The organism is Lysobacterales bacterium, from assembly GCA_016721845.1.
Classification (GTDB): Bacteria; Pseudomonadota; Gammaproteobacteria; order Xanthomonadales; family Ahniellaceae; genus JADKHK01.
On the sequence record JADKHK010000008.1, the window covers coordinates 138,126 to 154,313 of the forward strand.

Annotated in this window: 17 protein-coding genes; 7 read left to right on the plus strand and 10 right to left on the minus strand. The window is 66.5% G+C overall.

Features of this window, described 5'->3' with window-relative positions; genetic code table 11:
- Positions 1–24 precede the first annotated feature (24 nt).
- Together IPP28_06110 and IPP28_06115 are read left to right on the plus strand one after the other, a co-directional pair.
- Complete coding sequence (locus tag IPP28_06110) at positions 25–1,860, plus strand: hypothetical protein (protein MBL0040615.1); 1,836 nt, start codon at positions 25–27, stop codon at positions 1,858–1,860.
- A gap of 63 nt (positions 1,861–1,923) precedes the next feature.
- A complete protein-coding gene (locus tag IPP28_06115) occupies positions 1,924–4,509 on the plus strand; it encodes a beta-propeller domain-containing protein (GenBank protein MBL0040616.1) in 2,586 nt (861 codons plus the stop codon).
- Position 4,510: 1 nt separating this feature from the next.
- Here the strand turns inward: IPP28_06115 and IPP28_06120 are convergent, their stop codons facing one another.
- The gene (locus IPP28_06120; protein ID MBL0040617.1) at positions 4,511–5,242 is read right to left on the minus strand and encodes a 16S rRNA (uracil(1498)-N(3))-methyltransferase; all 732 of its coding nucleotides are present in this window, start codon (positions 5,240–5,242) and stop codon (positions 4,511–4,513) included.
- Between the two features lie 6 nt (positions 5,243–5,248).
- Positions 5,249–6,595 carry an adenosylmethionine--8-amino-7-oxononanoate transaminase gene (locus IPP28_06125; GenBank protein ID MBL0040618.1) on the minus strand — a complete coding sequence of 449 codons (1,347 nt, stop codon included), beginning with the start codon at positions 6,593–6,595 and terminating at the stop codon, positions 5,249–5,251.
- Positions 6,596–6,667: 72 nt separating this feature from the next.
- On the opposite strand from IPP28_06125, the gene gspG reads away from it, so the two are divergent.
- The 5 genes from gspG to gspK are packed head-to-tail and all read left to right on the plus strand — an operon-like array spanning position 6,668 to position 9,558.
- Positions 6,668–7,096, plus strand: a complete 429-nt coding sequence (gspG, locus tag IPP28_06130) for a type II secretion system major pseudopilin GspG (protein MBL0040619.1) — start codon at positions 6,668–6,670, stop codon at positions 7,094–7,096.
- Positions 7,093–7,629, plus strand: a complete 537-nt coding sequence (locus IPP28_06135; GenBank protein ID MBL0040620.1) for a GspH/FimT family pseudopilin — start codon at positions 7,093–7,095, stop codon at positions 7,627–7,629. The genes gspG and IPP28_06135 overlap by 4 nt, the downstream gene beginning before the upstream one ends.
- Positions 7,626–7,994, plus strand: coding sequence for a type II secretion system minor pseudopilin GspI (gspI, locus tag IPP28_06140; GenBank protein ID MBL0040621.1), 369 nt, complete (start codon positions 7,626–7,628; stop codon positions 7,992–7,994). The genes IPP28_06135 and gspI overlap by 4 nt, the downstream gene beginning before the upstream one ends.
- Positions 7,991–8,641, plus strand: coding sequence for a type II secretion system minor pseudopilin GspJ (gene gspJ, locus IPP28_06145; protein MBL0040622.1), 651 nt, complete (start codon positions 7,991–7,993; stop codon positions 8,639–8,641). The genes gspI and gspJ overlap by 4 nt, the downstream gene beginning before the upstream one ends.
- On the plus strand, positions 8,638–9,558 hold the full coding sequence (gspK, locus tag IPP28_06150) for a type II secretion system minor pseudopilin GspK (protein ID MBL0040623.1): 921 nt from the start codon (positions 8,638–8,640) through the stop codon (positions 9,556–9,558). The genes gspJ and gspK overlap by 4 nt, the downstream gene beginning before the upstream one ends.
- Before the next feature lie 6 nt (positions 9,559–9,564).
- Here the strand turns inward: gspK and chrA are convergent, their stop codons facing one another.
- The 8 genes from chrA to IPP28_06190 all read right to left on the minus strand — a co-directional run bounded on the left by chrA (position 9,565) and on the right by IPP28_06190 (position 16,143).
- A complete protein-coding gene (gene chrA, locus IPP28_06155) occupies positions 9,565–10,836 on the minus strand; it encodes a chromate efflux transporter (protein ID MBL0040624.1) in 1,272 nt (423 codons plus the stop codon).
- An 84-nt stretch (positions 10,837–10,920) separates the two neighbouring features.
- Positions 10,921–12,069, minus strand: coding sequence for an acyltransferase family protein (locus tag IPP28_06160; protein MBL0040625.1), 1,149 nt, complete (start codon positions 12,067–12,069; stop codon positions 10,921–10,923).
- Between the two features lie 8 nt (positions 12,070–12,077).
- Entirely contained in the window at positions 12,078–12,761 is a 684-nt protein-coding gene (locus tag IPP28_06165) for an ABC-2 transporter permease (GenBank protein ID MBL0040626.1), read from the minus strand.
- Positions 12,758–13,642 carry an ABC transporter ATP-binding protein gene (locus tag IPP28_06170; GenBank protein MBL0040627.1) on the minus strand — a complete coding sequence of 295 codons (885 nt, stop codon included), beginning with the start codon at positions 13,640–13,642 and terminating at the stop codon, positions 12,758–12,760. Before IPP28_06170 ends, IPP28_06165 begins: the two co-directional genes overlap by 4 nt.
- A complete protein-coding gene (locus IPP28_06175; protein ID MBL0040628.1) occupies positions 13,639–14,079 on the minus strand; it encodes a GntR family transcriptional regulator in 441 nt (146 codons plus the stop codon). Before IPP28_06175 ends, IPP28_06170 begins: the two co-directional genes overlap by 4 nt.
- 86 nt (positions 14,080–14,165) lie before the next feature.
- Positions 14,166–14,729, minus strand: a complete 564-nt coding sequence (locus tag IPP28_06180; protein ID MBL0040629.1) for a hypothetical protein — start codon at positions 14,727–14,729, stop codon at positions 14,166–14,168.
- 17 nt (positions 14,730–14,746) lie between these two features.
- Complete coding sequence (locus IPP28_06185; GenBank protein MBL0040630.1) at positions 14,747–15,109, minus strand: hypothetical protein; 363 nt, start codon at positions 15,107–15,109, stop codon at positions 14,747–14,749.
- A gap of 161 nt (positions 15,110–15,270) precedes the next feature.
- The gene (locus tag IPP28_06190; GenBank protein MBL0040631.1) at positions 15,271–16,143 is read right to left on the minus strand and encodes a dCMP deaminase; all 873 of its coding nucleotides are present in this window, start codon (positions 16,141–16,143) and stop codon (positions 15,271–15,273) included.
- Between the last annotated feature and the right edge of the window lie 45 nt (positions 16,144–16,188).

Sequence of the window (16,188 nt, forward strand, 5' to 3'; positions counted from 1 at the left end):
GGCGTCGGGCTTCGGGTGGATGCGATGCGTGGATGGCTCAGTCTGGGGCTGATGGTGCTGGCTGGGGCGGTGCGTGCCGAGCTCGTGAGCGTGCCGATCCGCAGCGCGACGCTGACCTTGCAATGGAACGCCGACAGCCTGCGCGAGCTGGATCTGGCGGTGCCGAAGCATCTGGCGGTGCAGCCGTTGCAAGTGAGGCCGGATCTGCGGCTGGTGTTGCGCGACGGGCAATCGGTGGCACTGCGCGGGGATGCGTTCGGACTGGCGGACGAATGGGACTTCCGGGTGCGCGGGCGTCGCCAGCGCGCCGGGACGATGCAATGGGCAGTGAGTCGCGGCGAGGCCTTCGAATTCGCGTTGCGTGACGCCGACGGCCAGGACTGGCTGCACTTCGACCATGCCCATCCGCAACATCGTGACGGCGGCACGCGGGCCGAATGGCGGCACTTCGACGTGCATGTCGGACCGGCGCTGGCGCAACGGCTCGGCGATGCGCGTCTGATCGGCGTGCCGATCGGCTCGGCGCTGCTGCACGTGGAACTGACGTCGGCGGCGAAGGCGATCGACAGCTGCGTCGCACCGAATTTTCCGAACACCGGCAACTTCCAGGTCGACGTCGCGCTCAGTGCCATCGACGGCGCCGATGCGATATGCAACGGCGCCTGCAACGGTGCCGGCGCGGCCAATGCCCGCGTCAAGCTCACGCCCTCGGCGAAATTGCAGGGCGTCGGCAGCGCCGATGTGCCCTGGTACCAGAAGTTCATGACCAGCCCGCACGGCTATCCGTATCCGGGCAATGACCAGCATCCGTACCTGGTCTGGGCGGTGTATCGGATCGACGCCGACGGCCGCATCGAACAGCTCGCGCGTTCCGGCGTGAAGCACGCATTCTTCTCGTCGAACGAGTATCCCGCCGGCGGGGCCGGCTGCGGCTGCGGCGGCGCCAACGTGCTCTGGGCCGGCTGCACCGACACCTATGGCTGGTCGACCAATGACAGCTCCGCCTTCCTCGCTCCGCGCGCCGAGATCATCCCGTCGCGCGGGCAATGGGGCCGCTGCGGCTCGTTGCGGGACGCCGACTGCAATGGCAGCGAGGATGGTCCGTTCATCCCGAACTTCGACTTGCGCGCCGTCGTGCTGGAATCCGAGCTGGTGCCGGCCCTGCATCCGGGCGCGCAGTGGTTCATCGAGGCCTGGTACGTGGTGCGCGACGACATCAACGTCGACAACTCGTTCGGACACCGGCGCATCTTCCCGCGCTGGATCGCGCCGACCGGCAAGTGGATGCTCGATTTCTTCGAAGTGGCCGGCGGATCCTGGTTGCCGTTCGTGCCGGGTCCGGTGATCGACGCCTGGGTGGCCCCCGGCACGACGACGGCGGCTCGCATGAGCCGCGAGGCCGTCGCCGTCGATGGCCGTGTCCGCCTCGCGGTCCGGGTCGCCGATCTCGGCGGCGGCCGCTGGCGCTACGACTACGCGCTGATGAACATCGACCACACGCGGCCGCACACCCAGGGCAGCGAGCCGAATCTGCGCGTGCTCGCCAATCCCGGGCCGACCGCGTTCGTGCTGCCGCTGTCGCCGTTCGCGGTGGCCTTCGCCGACACGCACGATGGCGATCTCGATGCCGGCAACGACTGGACCGTCGAGCGCACTGCCACGACCCTGCGCTTCAACGCGCCTGTCGGTGCGTCGATGCCCTGGGGCGCGCTGTTCCGCCACAGCATCGTCAGCAACCTGCCGCCGATCGCGGGCGATGCCGCAATCCAGCCCGGCGGCGAGGGTGCGTCCGCAGCGCTCGTCATCGCCACCCTGGTGCCCGATGCCGGCGCGATCCTGTTCGCGGACGGCATGGAATAGCCGCGGCCTTTGGGGGAAGTCGCAGACGGCAGCGTCATCAGCGATGACCCTGCGGAGACTGCGATGCGCCCCTGGATGCTGTTCGGCCTGTTGTTCCTGTTCGTCTCGTCGGTCCACGCGCAGCGCGATTACACCGCCGCGCCTGATCGCGAACGCACCGATGTTTGGTTCGATCCGGCCGATCCCGGCTGGGCGTTGACGATCGCGCCCTCGGGCATCGTGAGTTCGGCCCTGCTCACCGATTTCGATGCGCAGGGCGAACCGCGCTGGTGGGTCGGGGGTTCCGTGCGCACGGTACCGGGGCGAGTGAGCCTGCAACTGCATCGGCCGCGCTGGGATGTGCTGTTGCAGCGGCTGGCCGGGTCGACGCCGGCCGGGACACTGAGCTTCGAACGCCGCGACGAGGACCACGCGCGCCTGAGCTTGCAGCTGGAAGGCCGCGCCCGCACGCATGATCTGGTGCGCCTCGTCGTGAATCGCGACTACAGCCTCGGCGACCGCTCCGGCTTCTGGTTCGACCCCGCCGATGGCGGCCATGGCCAGATGCTGATCCAGCAGGGCGGTTGGGTCGGTTCGGTATCGATCGGTTATGACCGTCAGGGCGAACCGACCTGGGCCTTCGCGCAGGGCGAGATCGGCACCGGCCTGCTCGATGCGCGGCGCGTGCGCCGGGTCTGCACGCCGGCTTGCACCATCGTGTCCGAGCCGGGTGGCCAGACCCAGATCGAGTTCCACGGACAGGACGATGCCGTCGCGTCGATCACGCTCGGCGATGCGCTGGGCACGTTCTGGTCACGCCCCTGGAAAGCGCTGACGCGCTACACCGAAGCGCCGAACGGACGCGCCCATGCCGCGGCCCTGGCGCGTTTCAGCAGCGATGCGGCGATGGCGCATTTCGTCGCCGAGAACGCCCGTCGCAATCCCTACTACGGCTTCGACAGCTGCATCGATTTTTCTCCGGGCCCACCGCCCGCGGCCACTGGCAGCGACACCAACATCCAGGAGTCCGGCGTTGGCGAATACGACGACATCAAGCGCATCGGCGACTATGTCTACAGCATCAGCCAGCCCTGGAACGGGCCGCGCGAACTGCGCGTGCATCGGCTCGACGGCGGCACGGGCGTCGCGCAATGGGTGCATGCCTATGCCCTGCCGGGTTCGACGCAGGACACCGTGATCGGCCTGCATGCGCTGGTCCGCGAAGGGCAGACGCGGTTGATCGTGTTGAGCGGCAGGTCGCCGTTCCACAACGGCTACGACGAATGGTGTTCGGGTTACGCCGAGCTCGATGCGAACGTGGTCGCGACGATCCATGACGTGGCCGCCGACGGAGCGCTGAGCGAAGCGCACCGGATCGAGTTGCAGGGGTCGTTCTCGACCAGCCGCCTGATCGGTGCCTCGCTCCTGTTCGCCAGCGGCTTCGTGGTCGGCGTCGATGCCGCGCAGCAACCGCTGTTGCCGCAATGGCGACTCGATGACGGGCCATGGCAGGACATGACCAACCTCGCCAGCGTGTGGCTGCCGAACTTCGCGCCGGATGCCTACGAACGTTCCCTGGTCACGCTCTCGCAGTTCGATCTCGATGCACTCGCCGAGGCCCGATTCACCTCGGTGTTCACGCGCGTCGACACGTCCTACGTCGCACCGGCCGCTTGGTATCTCGCGACCTCGGAATACCGCCTCGATGGGGGCATCGTTCCCGGTGGCTATGCGACCACGCTCGACATCCACAAGATCGCGCTGCCCGATCTCGACTATCGCGGCACCGGCTCGGTGCCCGGCGGATTGAGTGCCAGCGGCGACGAGCGCGCGTTCCGTTTCAGCGAACACGCGGGCGATCTGCGGGTCCTCAGCGACCATGCTTGGGGATGGGGCACGACCTCGCTGTTCGAATTGAGCGTGCTGCGTGAAGACAACGGCTTTCACCTGCGCACGGTCGCGACCCTGCCGAATGCCTCGCGTCCACAACCGATCGGGCCGCCGCACGAGCAGCCCTACGGCGTGCGCTTCGACGGCGATGTCGCCTATGCGGTGAGCTACTACCGGATCGACCCACTGTACGCGATCGACCTGTCCGATCCGCTGGATCCGAAGCTCGACAGCGCGCTGGAAGTCGCCGGGTACTCCGCCTACCTGCATCCCTTGCCGGGCGGCTTCCTGCTCGGCGTCGGCCAGGATGCAGTGGACGGCACGAATGGTGACGCGCCGGGCCGCGCCTGGTTCCAAGGTTTGAAGCTGAGTCTGTTCGATCAGCGCGACCGCTCGCATCCGAGTGAATCCTGGCGCCAGATCATCGGTGGCCGCGGCAGCGACAGCGAATTGCTGCGCGATCATCGCGCCTTCGCCAGTGCGCCGACCACGAACGGCATGCAGCGCATCGCCGTGCCGGTGGTGGTCCACGATGGCGGACCGACCATGTCACCGTGGATGTATCAGCCCTGGCTGCTGACCGGCGTCGCGACCTTCGATGTCGGTCCGAACGGCACGATCTCGCACTATCGTCTGCGGGTCGCGGTCGTGGCCGGCAGCGATTACCGCTACACCGACGCGCGCAGCGTGCTGCTCGGCGACAGCGTGTTCCTGTACAGCGGCGGGCGCTGGTACGGACAGCGCATCGACAGCGCGGCGACGATGTCCGGGCCTTACTGATTCAGCGGAAATCGCCGAAGCGCGTCTGCAGGGCCGCGATTGCCGCGAGTCCGGCGGTCTCGGTCCGCAGCACGCGCGGGCCGAGGGTGATGCGGGTGAACCCGGCCTGGTCGAGCACGGCCAGGTCGCGCTCGGAAAAACCGCCTTCGGGACCGATCGCGATGGTCGCCGCGTCGCCGCAGTCGATCGCCGACAAGGGCTGCCCGCCATCGGGATGCAGCACCAGCCGGGTGTCGTGCGCATCCGCGAACAGGCGTGCGGCGCGCTCGAGCGTCGACGGCGACTCGACTTCCGGAATCTGCGCCCGCCCGCATTGTTCGCAGGCCGATTCGAGCACGCGTTGCCAGTGCAGGATGCGCTTGTCGGCGCGATCCTCGTCGAGCTTCACTTCGGTGCGATCCGTGGTCACCGGCACGATCTTGACGACGCCGAGCTCGGTTGCCTTCTGCAGGATCAAATCCATCTTTTCGCCGCGCGCGATCGCCTGCACCAGGGTGATCGCCAGCGGTGATTCGTTGCTCACCGCTTCGCGGTCGTGGAGGTGCACGCGCGCATCGCGCTTGCCGAGGCTGATGGTGCCGCCGTAGTCGTGGCCATCGCCATTGAACAGAGTCACCGCATCGCCTTCGCGCAGGCGCAGCACCCGCACCGCATGATTCGCTGCGGCTTCCGACAGGGTGATGCCCTGGCCGGTGGCGAGCGGTAGATCGACGTACAGACGGATGCGACGCATGGGACCTCAGGCGATGGCGAGTTCGATGCTTTCGCGCGCGACGCCGACCATGAAGTCGATCTCGTCGGGCGTGATGCAATAGGGAGGCATGACATACACGGTGTGACCGAGCGGCCGCAGCAGCACGCCGCGCTCGAGCCCATGACGCACCACGCGCAGGCCGCGACGTTCGGTCCAGTCGAAGGCGCGGCCGTCGGCATCGACCAGGTCGAACGCGGCGATCATTCCGGTCTGGCGCAGGTGGCGAACCTGCGGGTGATGGCGCAGCGGCGCCAGCGCGTCCGCGAGATGCCGCGCGAGCGCGCGATTGCGTTCCAGCACCGGTTCGTCGCGGAACACGTTCAGCACTTCCAGCGCGACCCGGCAGCCGAGCGCATTGCCGGTGTAACTGTGCGAATGCAGGAAGGCGCGCAGCTTCGTGTATTCGTCGTAGAAACTCTGGTAGATCGCCTCGGTCGCGAGCACCGCCGACAGCGGCAGATAACCGCCACTGAGGCCTTTCGACAGGCACATCAGGTCGGGGGAGATGCCGGCCTGTTCGCAGGCGAACAGGGTGCCGGTGCGACCGAACCCGACCGCGATCTCGTCGGCGATCATAACCACGCCGTGGCGGTCGCAGGCGGCGCGGGCGCGCCGCAGGTACTCGGGATCATGCATGCGCATGCCGGCGGCGCATTGCACCAGCGGTTCGATGATCAAGGCGCAGATCGTGTCGCCGTGTTCCGCCAGCAGCGCGTCGAGCGCGTCGGCCGCGCGCATGGCGACATCAAGCGCGGTCTCGTCGGGACGGGCCAGGGTGGTGTCCGGCGACGGCGCGGTCAGTGGCGTCAGCAGCAGCGGCGCATAGGTTTCGCGATACAGCGGAATATCGGTGACCGAGAGCGCACCGAGGGTTTCGCCGTGATAACCGCCAGCCAGTGCGACGAACTTGGTGCGTCGCGCATCGCCGCGATTGCGGCAGTGATGGAACGCGAGCTTGAGCGCGATCTCGACCGCGCTCGAGCCGTTGTCGGCGTACTGCACGCGCGTCAGGCCTTCGGGGGCGATCGCGACCAGTCGTTCCGCCAGTTCGATCGCCGGCTCATGCGTGAAGCCGGCCAGGATCACGTGCTCGAGCGTGCCGATCTGGTCGCGCAGGGCGGCGTCGAGGCGCGGATGCGCATGCCCGAACAGGTTCACCCACCACGACGAGATCGCATCCAGGTAACGCTTGCCGTCATGGCCTTCCAGCCACACCCCGCGTGCGCTGCGGATCGGAACCATGGGCAGGGTTTCGTGGTCCCGCATCTGCGTGCAGGGGTGCCAGACCACCGCGAGGTCGCGGCGGACGAGTTCGGCAGGGCTCGGGTTCAACGTCGGGTACCGGTGGAATGGGAGTGCTGGGTTATGATCATGGCCGATTCCGATGACGGCAAGGTGTTTCCGATGCAGGTGCGCAGTTCGCGTGGTTTCACGCTGATCGAAGTGCTGGTGGTGGTCGTGATCCTCGCGATCCTCGCGGCGATCGTGGTGCCGCGCGTGATCGGTCGCACCGACGACGCGATGATCGCGAAGGCCAAGGCCGACGTGCAGGGCCTCGGCACCGCGCTGAACCTGTACAAGCTCGACAACTTCACCTATCCGAGCACCGACCAGGGCCTCGATGCGCTCGTGCAGAAGCCCGGCGGCAGTCCGGAAGCGGCGAACTGGCGCAGCGGCGGCTACATCGATCGCCTGCCCAAGGACCCCTGGAACCGCGATTACCAATACGTCAGTCCAGGCAGCCACGGTGATTTCGACGTGTATTCGCTCGGCAAGGACGGCCAGAGTGGCGGCGACGGCCTCGCCGCCGACATCGGCAACTGGAGCGATTGACCGCGATGCGCGTCACGGCGCGCGGCTTCACCCTGATCGAGATGCTGGTCACGGTCGTGATCCTCGCGGTGCTCGCATCGGTGCTGGTGCTGTCGGTCGGCGCCGGCGACGAGGAACAGCGCTTGCGCCGCGAGGTCGAGCGGCTGCGAGCGCGCATCGTCTATGCCTGCGAGCGCGCCGAACTGACCGGGCGCGAGATCGGCCTACACCTGCGCGCCGGCGGTTATGCGTTCAGTGCACTGCAGGGCGAGGGCTGGCAGTTCATCGATGACGATCCGGCGCTGAAACGGGCCGAGTTGGCGAAGGCGATCACGCTGTCCGCGGGCGACGACGCGCTGGCCGATACCTTTGCCGAGCGGCCGCAATTCCTGTGTTTTGCTTCCGGCGAGACGACCCCGCTGGTGATCGAATTCGCGGCGGGTCCGCGGGCGTCGCGCTGGCGCATCGACATCGCGTTCGACGGTGGCACCATGGTGCAGCAGTTCGGCCTCGAGGATCGCGATTGGCGAACCGTCGGGCAGGCGCGGCCATGACGCGGCGCGGCTTCAGCCTGATCGAAGTGCTGGTGGCGCTCGCCGTCGTGGCGATCGCACTCGTCGCCTTGCTCGCGGCGGCAGGACGCATGGCGCGCGATGCCGATCACCTGCGCGAGTTGACACTGGCCGACTGGGTGGCCGCGAACGTGCTGGTCGAGACCCGCCTGCGCGAGCCGTTTCCCGACATCGGTGCGCGCGAAGGGCGCATGCGTATGGGGCCGCATGATTATCGCTGGCAGCGGGTCGTGCAGAACACGCCGGAGCCGGCGTTGCGACGCATCGATGTGCATGTCTACGCGGCCGATGCGACTCCGGACGAGGCGCCGATCCATACGCTGGTCGGCTTCGCGGGGCGGCCATGAACCCCATGCGCCGGCGCGGCTTCACCCTGGTCGAGGTGCTGGTCGCTGTGTTCATCTTCGCGCTGCTGATGCTGGCGGCGTACGGCAGCATCAATGCCCTGCTGCGCACGCGCGACGGCCTCGCCGACCAGAACGGCCGCTTGCGCGAATTGCAGTTCGCGGTGGGCGTGCTGGAACGCGACCTGCGTTCGGCGTTGGCGCGACCGGTCCGCGAAGGCTATGGCGAGCGTGAGCCGGCCCTGCTCGGAACACGCGAGGCGATCGCGTTCACTCACGCCGGCGTGGCCAATCCGCTGGCACAGGAGCGCGCACGCATCGAGCGCGTCGGTTATGCCTGGCGTGACCAGAGCATGAGCCGCTACAGCTTCGCCGTGCTCGATCGCACGCCGGCGACGGCGCCGCTGACGCGCATCGTCCTGACGAAAGTGACCCGCATCGGCTTCCGTTATTTCGATGGTCAGCAATGGCGCGAGCAGTGGCCGCCGGTGAACGTCTCGCCGAAGCCGCTGCGGGCGCTGCCGCGTGCGGTCGAGTTCTCGCTCGAGACCGGCGACTACGGCGTGATCACGCGCCTAGTCGACCTGCCCGAAGTCGACGAGGTCGCGCCGGCTGGTACGCCCGCGCCGCCGCCGGGCTTGCCGCCATGAAGCGCGAACGTGGCGTGGCCCTGATCGTGGCGGTGTTGCTGGTGGCACTGGCGACCCTCATCGTCGCGAGCCTGATCGACACCACCGATCTTGCGCTGGCGCGCACCCGCAACCTGGTACGCGAGCAGCAGGCGAGTGCGTATGCCCGCGGCCTCGAAACCTGGGGGCTGGACTGGCTGCGGCGCGACCAGAACGAAGAGCCCGGCGTCGATTCGAACGGCGACCTGTGGGCGCGGCCGCTGCCGCCACTGGATGTGCCGGGCGGCCGCATCAGCGGTCGCCTGCGCGAGCGCAACGGCTGCTTCAATCTCAACCATCTGGTCGTGCACGGCGTCGAGGATGCATTGGCGCGGCGTCGCTTCGAGCGCCTGCTGCGCGCGCTCAAGCTGCCGCCGGAGCTGGCCGATGCGGTCATCGATTACGCCGACATCGACAGCGATGCCGGTACCCGCGGCGCCGAGGACATGGCCTACCTGCTCGCGCGTCCGCCGCGGCGTTCGGCGAACCAGCCGTTCGTGCATGTCTCGGAATTGCGCCTCGTGCGCGGGGTCGACGACGCGGTGTTCAGGGTGCTCGAAGGGCAGGTGTGCACGAATCCGCAGGACAGCGCGATCAACGTGAACACGGCATCGCCGCAGGTGCTGATGAGTCTGGTCGAGAACCTCGACGAGGCGCAGGCGCGCAAGCTCAACGACGAAGGTCAGGCGCGCATGGCCACGATCGACGCCTTCGACGCCAAGCTCGCGCAACTCGGATTGGTGCTCGACGGCGGTCCGGTCAAGGTCGGCGTCGCCAGCGACCAGTTCCTCGCCGAAGCCTTGGTCGAACTCGATGGCATCCCGTTTCGCTACTACAGCCGCATTGCCCGTGAACAACAGGGCCATCGTGTCGTTTACCGCAGCCGCGGCGTCGATTGATCGCGCTCAGGGCAGCAGCGCGGCCACCAGGCCGGCGCCGCCGCAGACCGCGAGCAGGGGCAGCAGCCGTCCGCCACCCCGCCGCAGCATGACGAAGCCGAGCAGGGTGATCGTCCCGGCATCGATGTTCAGGCTGGTGGGAACGGGGACGTCGTAGCGCAGCGTGCCGAGGTGCAGGGGCGTGGTCGCCGCGAACAGCAGGTGCAGCGCGATCCACAGCCCGAGATGCAGGATCAGCGCGAACGCTGCGGCCGAAACGAAGGCAAGGGCGCGGGCGTAGCGTGGATCGGACTCGATGCGCGCGATCCACGGCGCGCCGAGGATCACCCAGGCGAAGCTCGGCAGGAACAGCACCCAGAGCGCGAGCAGGCTCGCGATCAGCCCCAATGCCGGACTGCCGCCATCGACGCTCTGCCATGCGGCCACGAAGGCGACGAACTGCAGGACCAGGATCAGCGGGCCCGGCGTGGTCTCGGCCAGCGCCAGGCCGTCGGTCATCTGGGTCTCGCTCAGCCAATGGCGCTCCTGTACCGCATGGTCGGCCACATGGGTGAGCAGTGCGTAGGCGCCGCCGAAACTGAGCAGGGCCAGTTCCGCGTAACTCGCACCGAGGCCGGCCAGCACGTCGTTGGGTCCGCGGACCAGGTGCAGGACCACGATCGGCACCGCCCAGGCCGCGAGCACGGCGACGCCAAGCGGCCAGCTGCGCGGCGCCGGTGTCGATGGCATCGATGCGAGCGCCGGTGCGCGCCAGCTTTGCCAACCCGCAACGCCGAGCGCGACCAGCATGATTGCGGGAAAGGGCCAGTGCAGCAGATGCACGGCGACGAAGGCCAGCGCCGCGACCCAGCGCGTGGCCTGGTCCTGCAGGTTGCGTCGCGCCAAACGCCACAGCGCCTGCGCGATCAGCACGACGACGGCGCACTTGAGTCCGAGCAGCAGCGCCGCGGTCCACGGCAAGGCGCCGAAATACACGTAGCCGAGGCTGAGCAGCAGCATCAGCAGGGCACCGGGCAATACGAACAGGCCGCCGGCCATCACGGCGCCGCGCCAGCCTTGCCGGGTCCAGCCGATGTAGGTGGCCAGCTGCTGCGCCTCGGGTCCCGGAATCAGCATGCAGAACTGCAGACCGGCGAGAAAACGGCGACTGTCGATCCATCCGAGTTCATCGACGAGGCGGCGCTGCATCAGCGCGATCTGTCCAGCCGGTCCGCCGAACGACAGCAGGCCGATCTGCAGCCACACCAGGAAATCGTCGCGCAGTCGCGCCGTGCTCATCGTGTCGTCCGCCGCGGGGAGGCGGCAGTGTAGGAACTACCGCCCGCGATTGTCTTCCCGAATGAGCGTTCCGCCGTTACGCGCTCATCCCACCCAGTGACGCAGGCCGGTTCGGCGCACCAGCAGTTCGTAGCTGAGCAGGCAGATCGCCAGCGTCAGTCCGCACGACAGCAGCAGCGCGAGCGGCCACGACAGCGCGTGATCGAGCAGCACGTATTGCAGCGCGAACAGCACCGGCAGATGCAGCAGATAGGTCCAGTAACTGCTGCGTGACAGATAGGCCATCCAGGCGCTCGGGTGATTGAGCCAGCGCAGTCCGGCGATCAGGGCCGCGAGTGTGCCCCAGGCCGCGACGAGGCCTTGCAGCAGCGCGGTCGACCACGGCGCGGTCTGGCCCCAGTCGGCGGCAGCGCGCTGGTCCAGTTGCATGAGGAAGGCGACGTAGGCGAACACGCAGGCGAGCAGTCCAGGCCACAACCAGCGGCGCAGCGACAGCAGCAGGTCGACGCGATCGAGCAGTATCGCGCCGAGTGCGAAGAACGGCCCGTATAACGCCAACGCCCAGAACTGCGGGAACAGGCTTTCCGGCGCCGGATGCGGTGCGGTGGTCAGGAAGAAGCCGGGCGCCACCAGCACCGGCAGGATCAACGCCAGCCGCGCCGGCGTGATGCGGACGGTTCGCGCGAACCCGCGCGCCCAGTCGAGCGCGTGCACGACCCATGCGAGCACGGTGAACAGCAGCAGGTAGTACAGGAACCACAGATGCCCGGTGCTCGGCGGCATGCCGGGTGGATCCGGCATCGCCATCCAGGTCTTCACCATCGACAGGAGCGGTGATGGCTGTGCGACGTGATCGAGCGCCCACTGCGTGCTTGCGGATATGGCGAGATGGACCAGCGGCCATGCGACCAGCATCGGCACGACGATGCGGCGCAGGCGCTGGCGCAGCAGTCCGCCCCAGCCGCGGCGCACGATCAACCACGCGGTGACGTAGCCGGCAACCACGAAGAACAGCGGCATGCGCACGAGGTGCAGACACCACACGACGGCGTCGATCAATGGCGACTGCGCGCGGTACGCGGTCGGCCAGAAGCCGTGCATCATCGGGCTGTAGGCGAGGGAGGCGTGGAACAGCACGCCGGCCAGCATCGCCAGCGCACGCAGGTGGTCGAACGCGGGGATGCGCGCGTCCGACGGCGCGGCCGGAGCGGCGCCGGGGTCGAGGTGGCTCATGGTCGGGCTCAGTAAAAGGCGGGTTTGCGGCCGTTCGACCACAACGCGTAGGCGAGGCAGGCGAGGCCGATCAGGGTCTGGGCGGCGAGGATGGCGAGCGCCGGCGCGTGCCAGATCACGGCATTGCCGCGCAAGACGCTCTGCACGCTGTCCATCTGTCCGATCAGCATGAGGAAGGGGTTGATCAGCACCATGCTGCCGATCATCACGAACATGTTCCAGCCTTCCGATTCCACCTGCATCGCCACCGCCAACGAGATGCAGTAGGCGACGAGCACATGGCCGAAGACCAGGGCGGCGAGCACGACTAGGCCGTCCGGCAGCGGCGTGCTGAAGATGATGATGGCCGTGAACAGGGCCATGACCAGAAAGGGCACCAGGAACGTCAGCAGGTTGCCGGCGAGTTTGGCGACGGTGAAGTCGAGCGGCGATACCGGCAGGCTCATCACGAAGGCCAGCGTCTGTTCCTTGCGTTCGACCAGCAGCGAGGTCGAGACCGCGAAGCAGGCGATGGCCACCAGCAGGATGATCAGCAGCAGCGAGCCGATGTAGAACGCCCAGGGCTTGGCCATGCCGAGGAAGGCCAGCGCGACGATGCCGCCGAGCAGGTGTGCCGCCAGCTGCTTCTGGAACAGCTGCCAGTCCTTGATCATCAGCAGCCGGATGACCGGCCAGTTGAGTTCACGCGTCATGGCCGTCCTCCCGCACGTACGGTGGTCACGAAGATGTCTTCCAGCGTCATCGGGTCGATGCGCTGCACGCTCAGGCCGACTTGGGCCAGACGTTCCGGCAGGTCGTCCTGCCAGCGTCGGAATTTCAGTTCGATCTGGCTGCCGGCGGCGCGGCGTTGCACCAGTTCCGGCCACGGGTCGATCGTGTCCGGCACGTCGCCGACGCAGAGCACGCGGCGCCATTCATCGATGAAACGTTCCTTGTCGGCGCTGGCCAGCAGTCGGCCTTGGTGCATGAAGCTGATGCTGTCCGACAACTGCTCGACGTCGTGGGTGTTGTGCGACGAGAACAGCACGCTGCGATGTTCGTCGCGCAGCACTTCGGCCAGCGATTCCAGCACTTCGGCGCGGGCGACCGGGTCGAGTCCGGTGGTGGGTTCGTCGAGCAGCAGCAGTTGTGGCCGGCGTGCGAGGCAGAGCAGCAGCAGCGCCTTGACGCGTTGCCCGTGCGAGAAGCCGCCGACGGTCTGGTCGGCGCGCAGGTCGAAGCGGCGCAGCAGCGAGGCGGCATAGGCCGAGTCCCATTCGGGATAGATGCGGCGCACCAGTTCGATGTGCCAGGCCAGCGTCTGGCCGCGATACAGGCGCATGTCCTCGGCCGCGAAGCCGATCTTGCGCTTGGCCGCGACCTGCGCGTCGGGCAGGCGATGACCGAGCACTTCGATGTCGCCGGCCGAGGGCGCAGCCAGGCCGGTGAGCAGGCGCAGCAAGGTGCTCTTGCCGGCGCCGTTGACGCCGACGAGACCCATGATCTGGCCTTCGGGCAGGGTCAGCGAGAAGTCGTTGATGCTGAATTGCGGGTAGTGCTTGCTGACGCCGGTGATGGCGAAGGCGGCGGTCATCGATCGATTCCTTTGCGGGTGGGCGACGTGCTTGCGACGGCGTCATCGGCGGTGCGCTGCGGGAGCGTCGCGTGGGCGTCCAGCACCAAGTCGAGCCGGCCGTGCAGCGCCTCGCGGGCAAGGCCGAGTCGCGCGGCAGTGGCCGCGGCTTCGGTCAGTTGCAGGTCGAGGTGATGGTCGAGCAAGCCACGCGCATGGTCCGGTCGTTCGCTGACCACCGAACCCTTGCCATGGCGGGTGCTGATGACCCCGGCACGTTCCAGGTCCTCGTAGGCGCGCTTGACCGTGATGACGCTGACACCGCTGGTGGCGGCCAGCTCACGAATCGACGGCAGGGACTGACCCGGCGCCCAGTCGCCGGCCATCACCCGCGCGGTGATCTGGTCGACGATCTGCTGGTACATCGGTCGCGGGTCGCTGGCGGAAAGAAGCAGCATTCGGCACCACTGTGCATCTGTAATAGACACAGTATGCACAGCAATTACAGTCGATGCAAGCCCGGCCAGGGAGTGGCCACGACGGGCTACGATGGCTCGAACAGTGACCGGTGGGCGCGGAAGAACGAGAAGATCGCTTCATTTCGCTTGTCGTCATCGGCGAAAGGGCTCGAGACGGACTTGTAGGCGGCCTCGACCGCATCGGTGTCGTCCGGGTCCTCTTCGCAGGCTCGGAGTGCGGCTTCGAGTGCTTCGGCTTCCGAAGCCAGGCCGATGCGCCGGTATGCCTGAATGACGCTCGGCAGCAACCGCGTGCCCGCGTTGGTCAGGGCCGTCCAGCCATTGAAGGCGTAATCGTCTTCGAGCGAGTAAACGGGGAATGCGAGTCTGAAGCCTTCGGGCATGCGCTCCAGGTTCGGCACCTCACCCGAGTCGGTCACGCCCATGTGCAGCGGCAAGTAGCCCAGCATCTCCTCGAACAGATCGTCATCGTCGATGCGCCAAAACTCGAGCGGAATCGGATCGAGTTGCCTGCGTTCGGGATAGTGGCCGTACATGTACTCGCGCAGCGCCTCGAGGATCGTGCGGACGGACTCGTCGATCACAGTCATGTTGCCGTCCTCTTTGAAGAATGGTTGGACCGCGCGCACAAGAGCGTCATGAGTCGCTAGGCCCAAGGATGCAGCGCGCACTCTGGCCCGATGGTCGTGTAGAAGCCGACCGCCATGCCGGCGAGGAAGGCGGAAACGGGAAGAAGGAAGGTCACCAGTTCCCTTCGTGCTCGGAAGGGCGACCACCGCGTGAGCCCATGGGCGATTCCTGCGAACAGGGCCAACAAGCCGAGACAGGTAACGAGTGTGCCGGGATGAACGAAGACGAGAAAGCCCGCCCGCAACAGGGCAGACCCAGCGCCCGCCAAGAGTCCGTGACACGCGATCGTGTCGTAACCAAGAAGCGCGGAAACGGTGGCAAGGAAGGCCGACAGCAGGACGACAATTCCATTCGAGCGCTGGTCGGCATTGAGGTGCATCGAGTTCTACCTGAACAGTTGCCAGCGGCCGAGATTAACCGTCTGCGGGCGCCAACGCTGGAATGACGTGTTGAGCGTCACTGGTCGCCCGCTTTGCGCGCACTTGGGATGCCAAGTTCTTTCTCAAACGCCTCTCCGACATCGCAGTATGGGAGTGCCTCTTATGGCCCCTGCTCAAACAGGCTATCCATCGGACCCCGAATGTGTATTACTCGAATTTCGTAGGATAAGGTGACCTCATTTCGATCATCCCCTCGGTCCAATGAGAGAACTCGCTCGACCTTCACGACAGCGAAGATGTGCTCTGCATTGCCGCGAAAGATGACGACGTCTCCGTCATTTGCAGTGACGGAATGTTTTTCCGGAAAGAAATCCATCGCGGAGGGATCGTCGATCTGATCAAGTGCATTTGCGTACCGAGCGAGAGCGATCTTCCCTCGCTCCGAACATGCGTGGATCACGCCCGATGCTGCATGTGACCATTTTGTATCGATGGTTATGGGCAGTTCGCCAATAGAGAAAATAGGAGATAGGACGTAATCGAATGTTGCTGATCCGCTGCGATTTTTGTTGGATCGATACTGCTCTAGAAATGACGTGTTCATCTCACGTAACTTGTGACGCAGGTCTGCCGGAAAATCCCGCAGGACAACGCCGGCATCGCGCAGCATTTTCCAACCCTCTCTGTAAATCTTCGGATTAGGGTCATAGAGGCCGATGAAAACAGTGCCAACCCCCTGGTCTATTAGGCGTTGCGCACATGCGATTTTTGGCGCGTTTCTACGGCTGCATGGTTCGAGCGTTGTGTAGACCACGGCGCCGTGTAGATCTGCCCCGGCGGCAGACTCTATTGCACACTTCTCAGCGTGGTTCCCAGCGGCGCACTGTCCGCGAAAGGCAGAGGCGATTTCAGCACCGTTCTTTACGATAACTGCCCCAACAGCAGGTGTCGGATCGTCTCGGTCTGATTCGGATACCGACCGGGCTGCGAGTTCAACAGCCTTTTTCATCCACTTGTGGTGTTCGTCGGTCATTTCTTGTTTGCTCCAACAATCGGCTTTTTCGCCGGCGAACTCCGC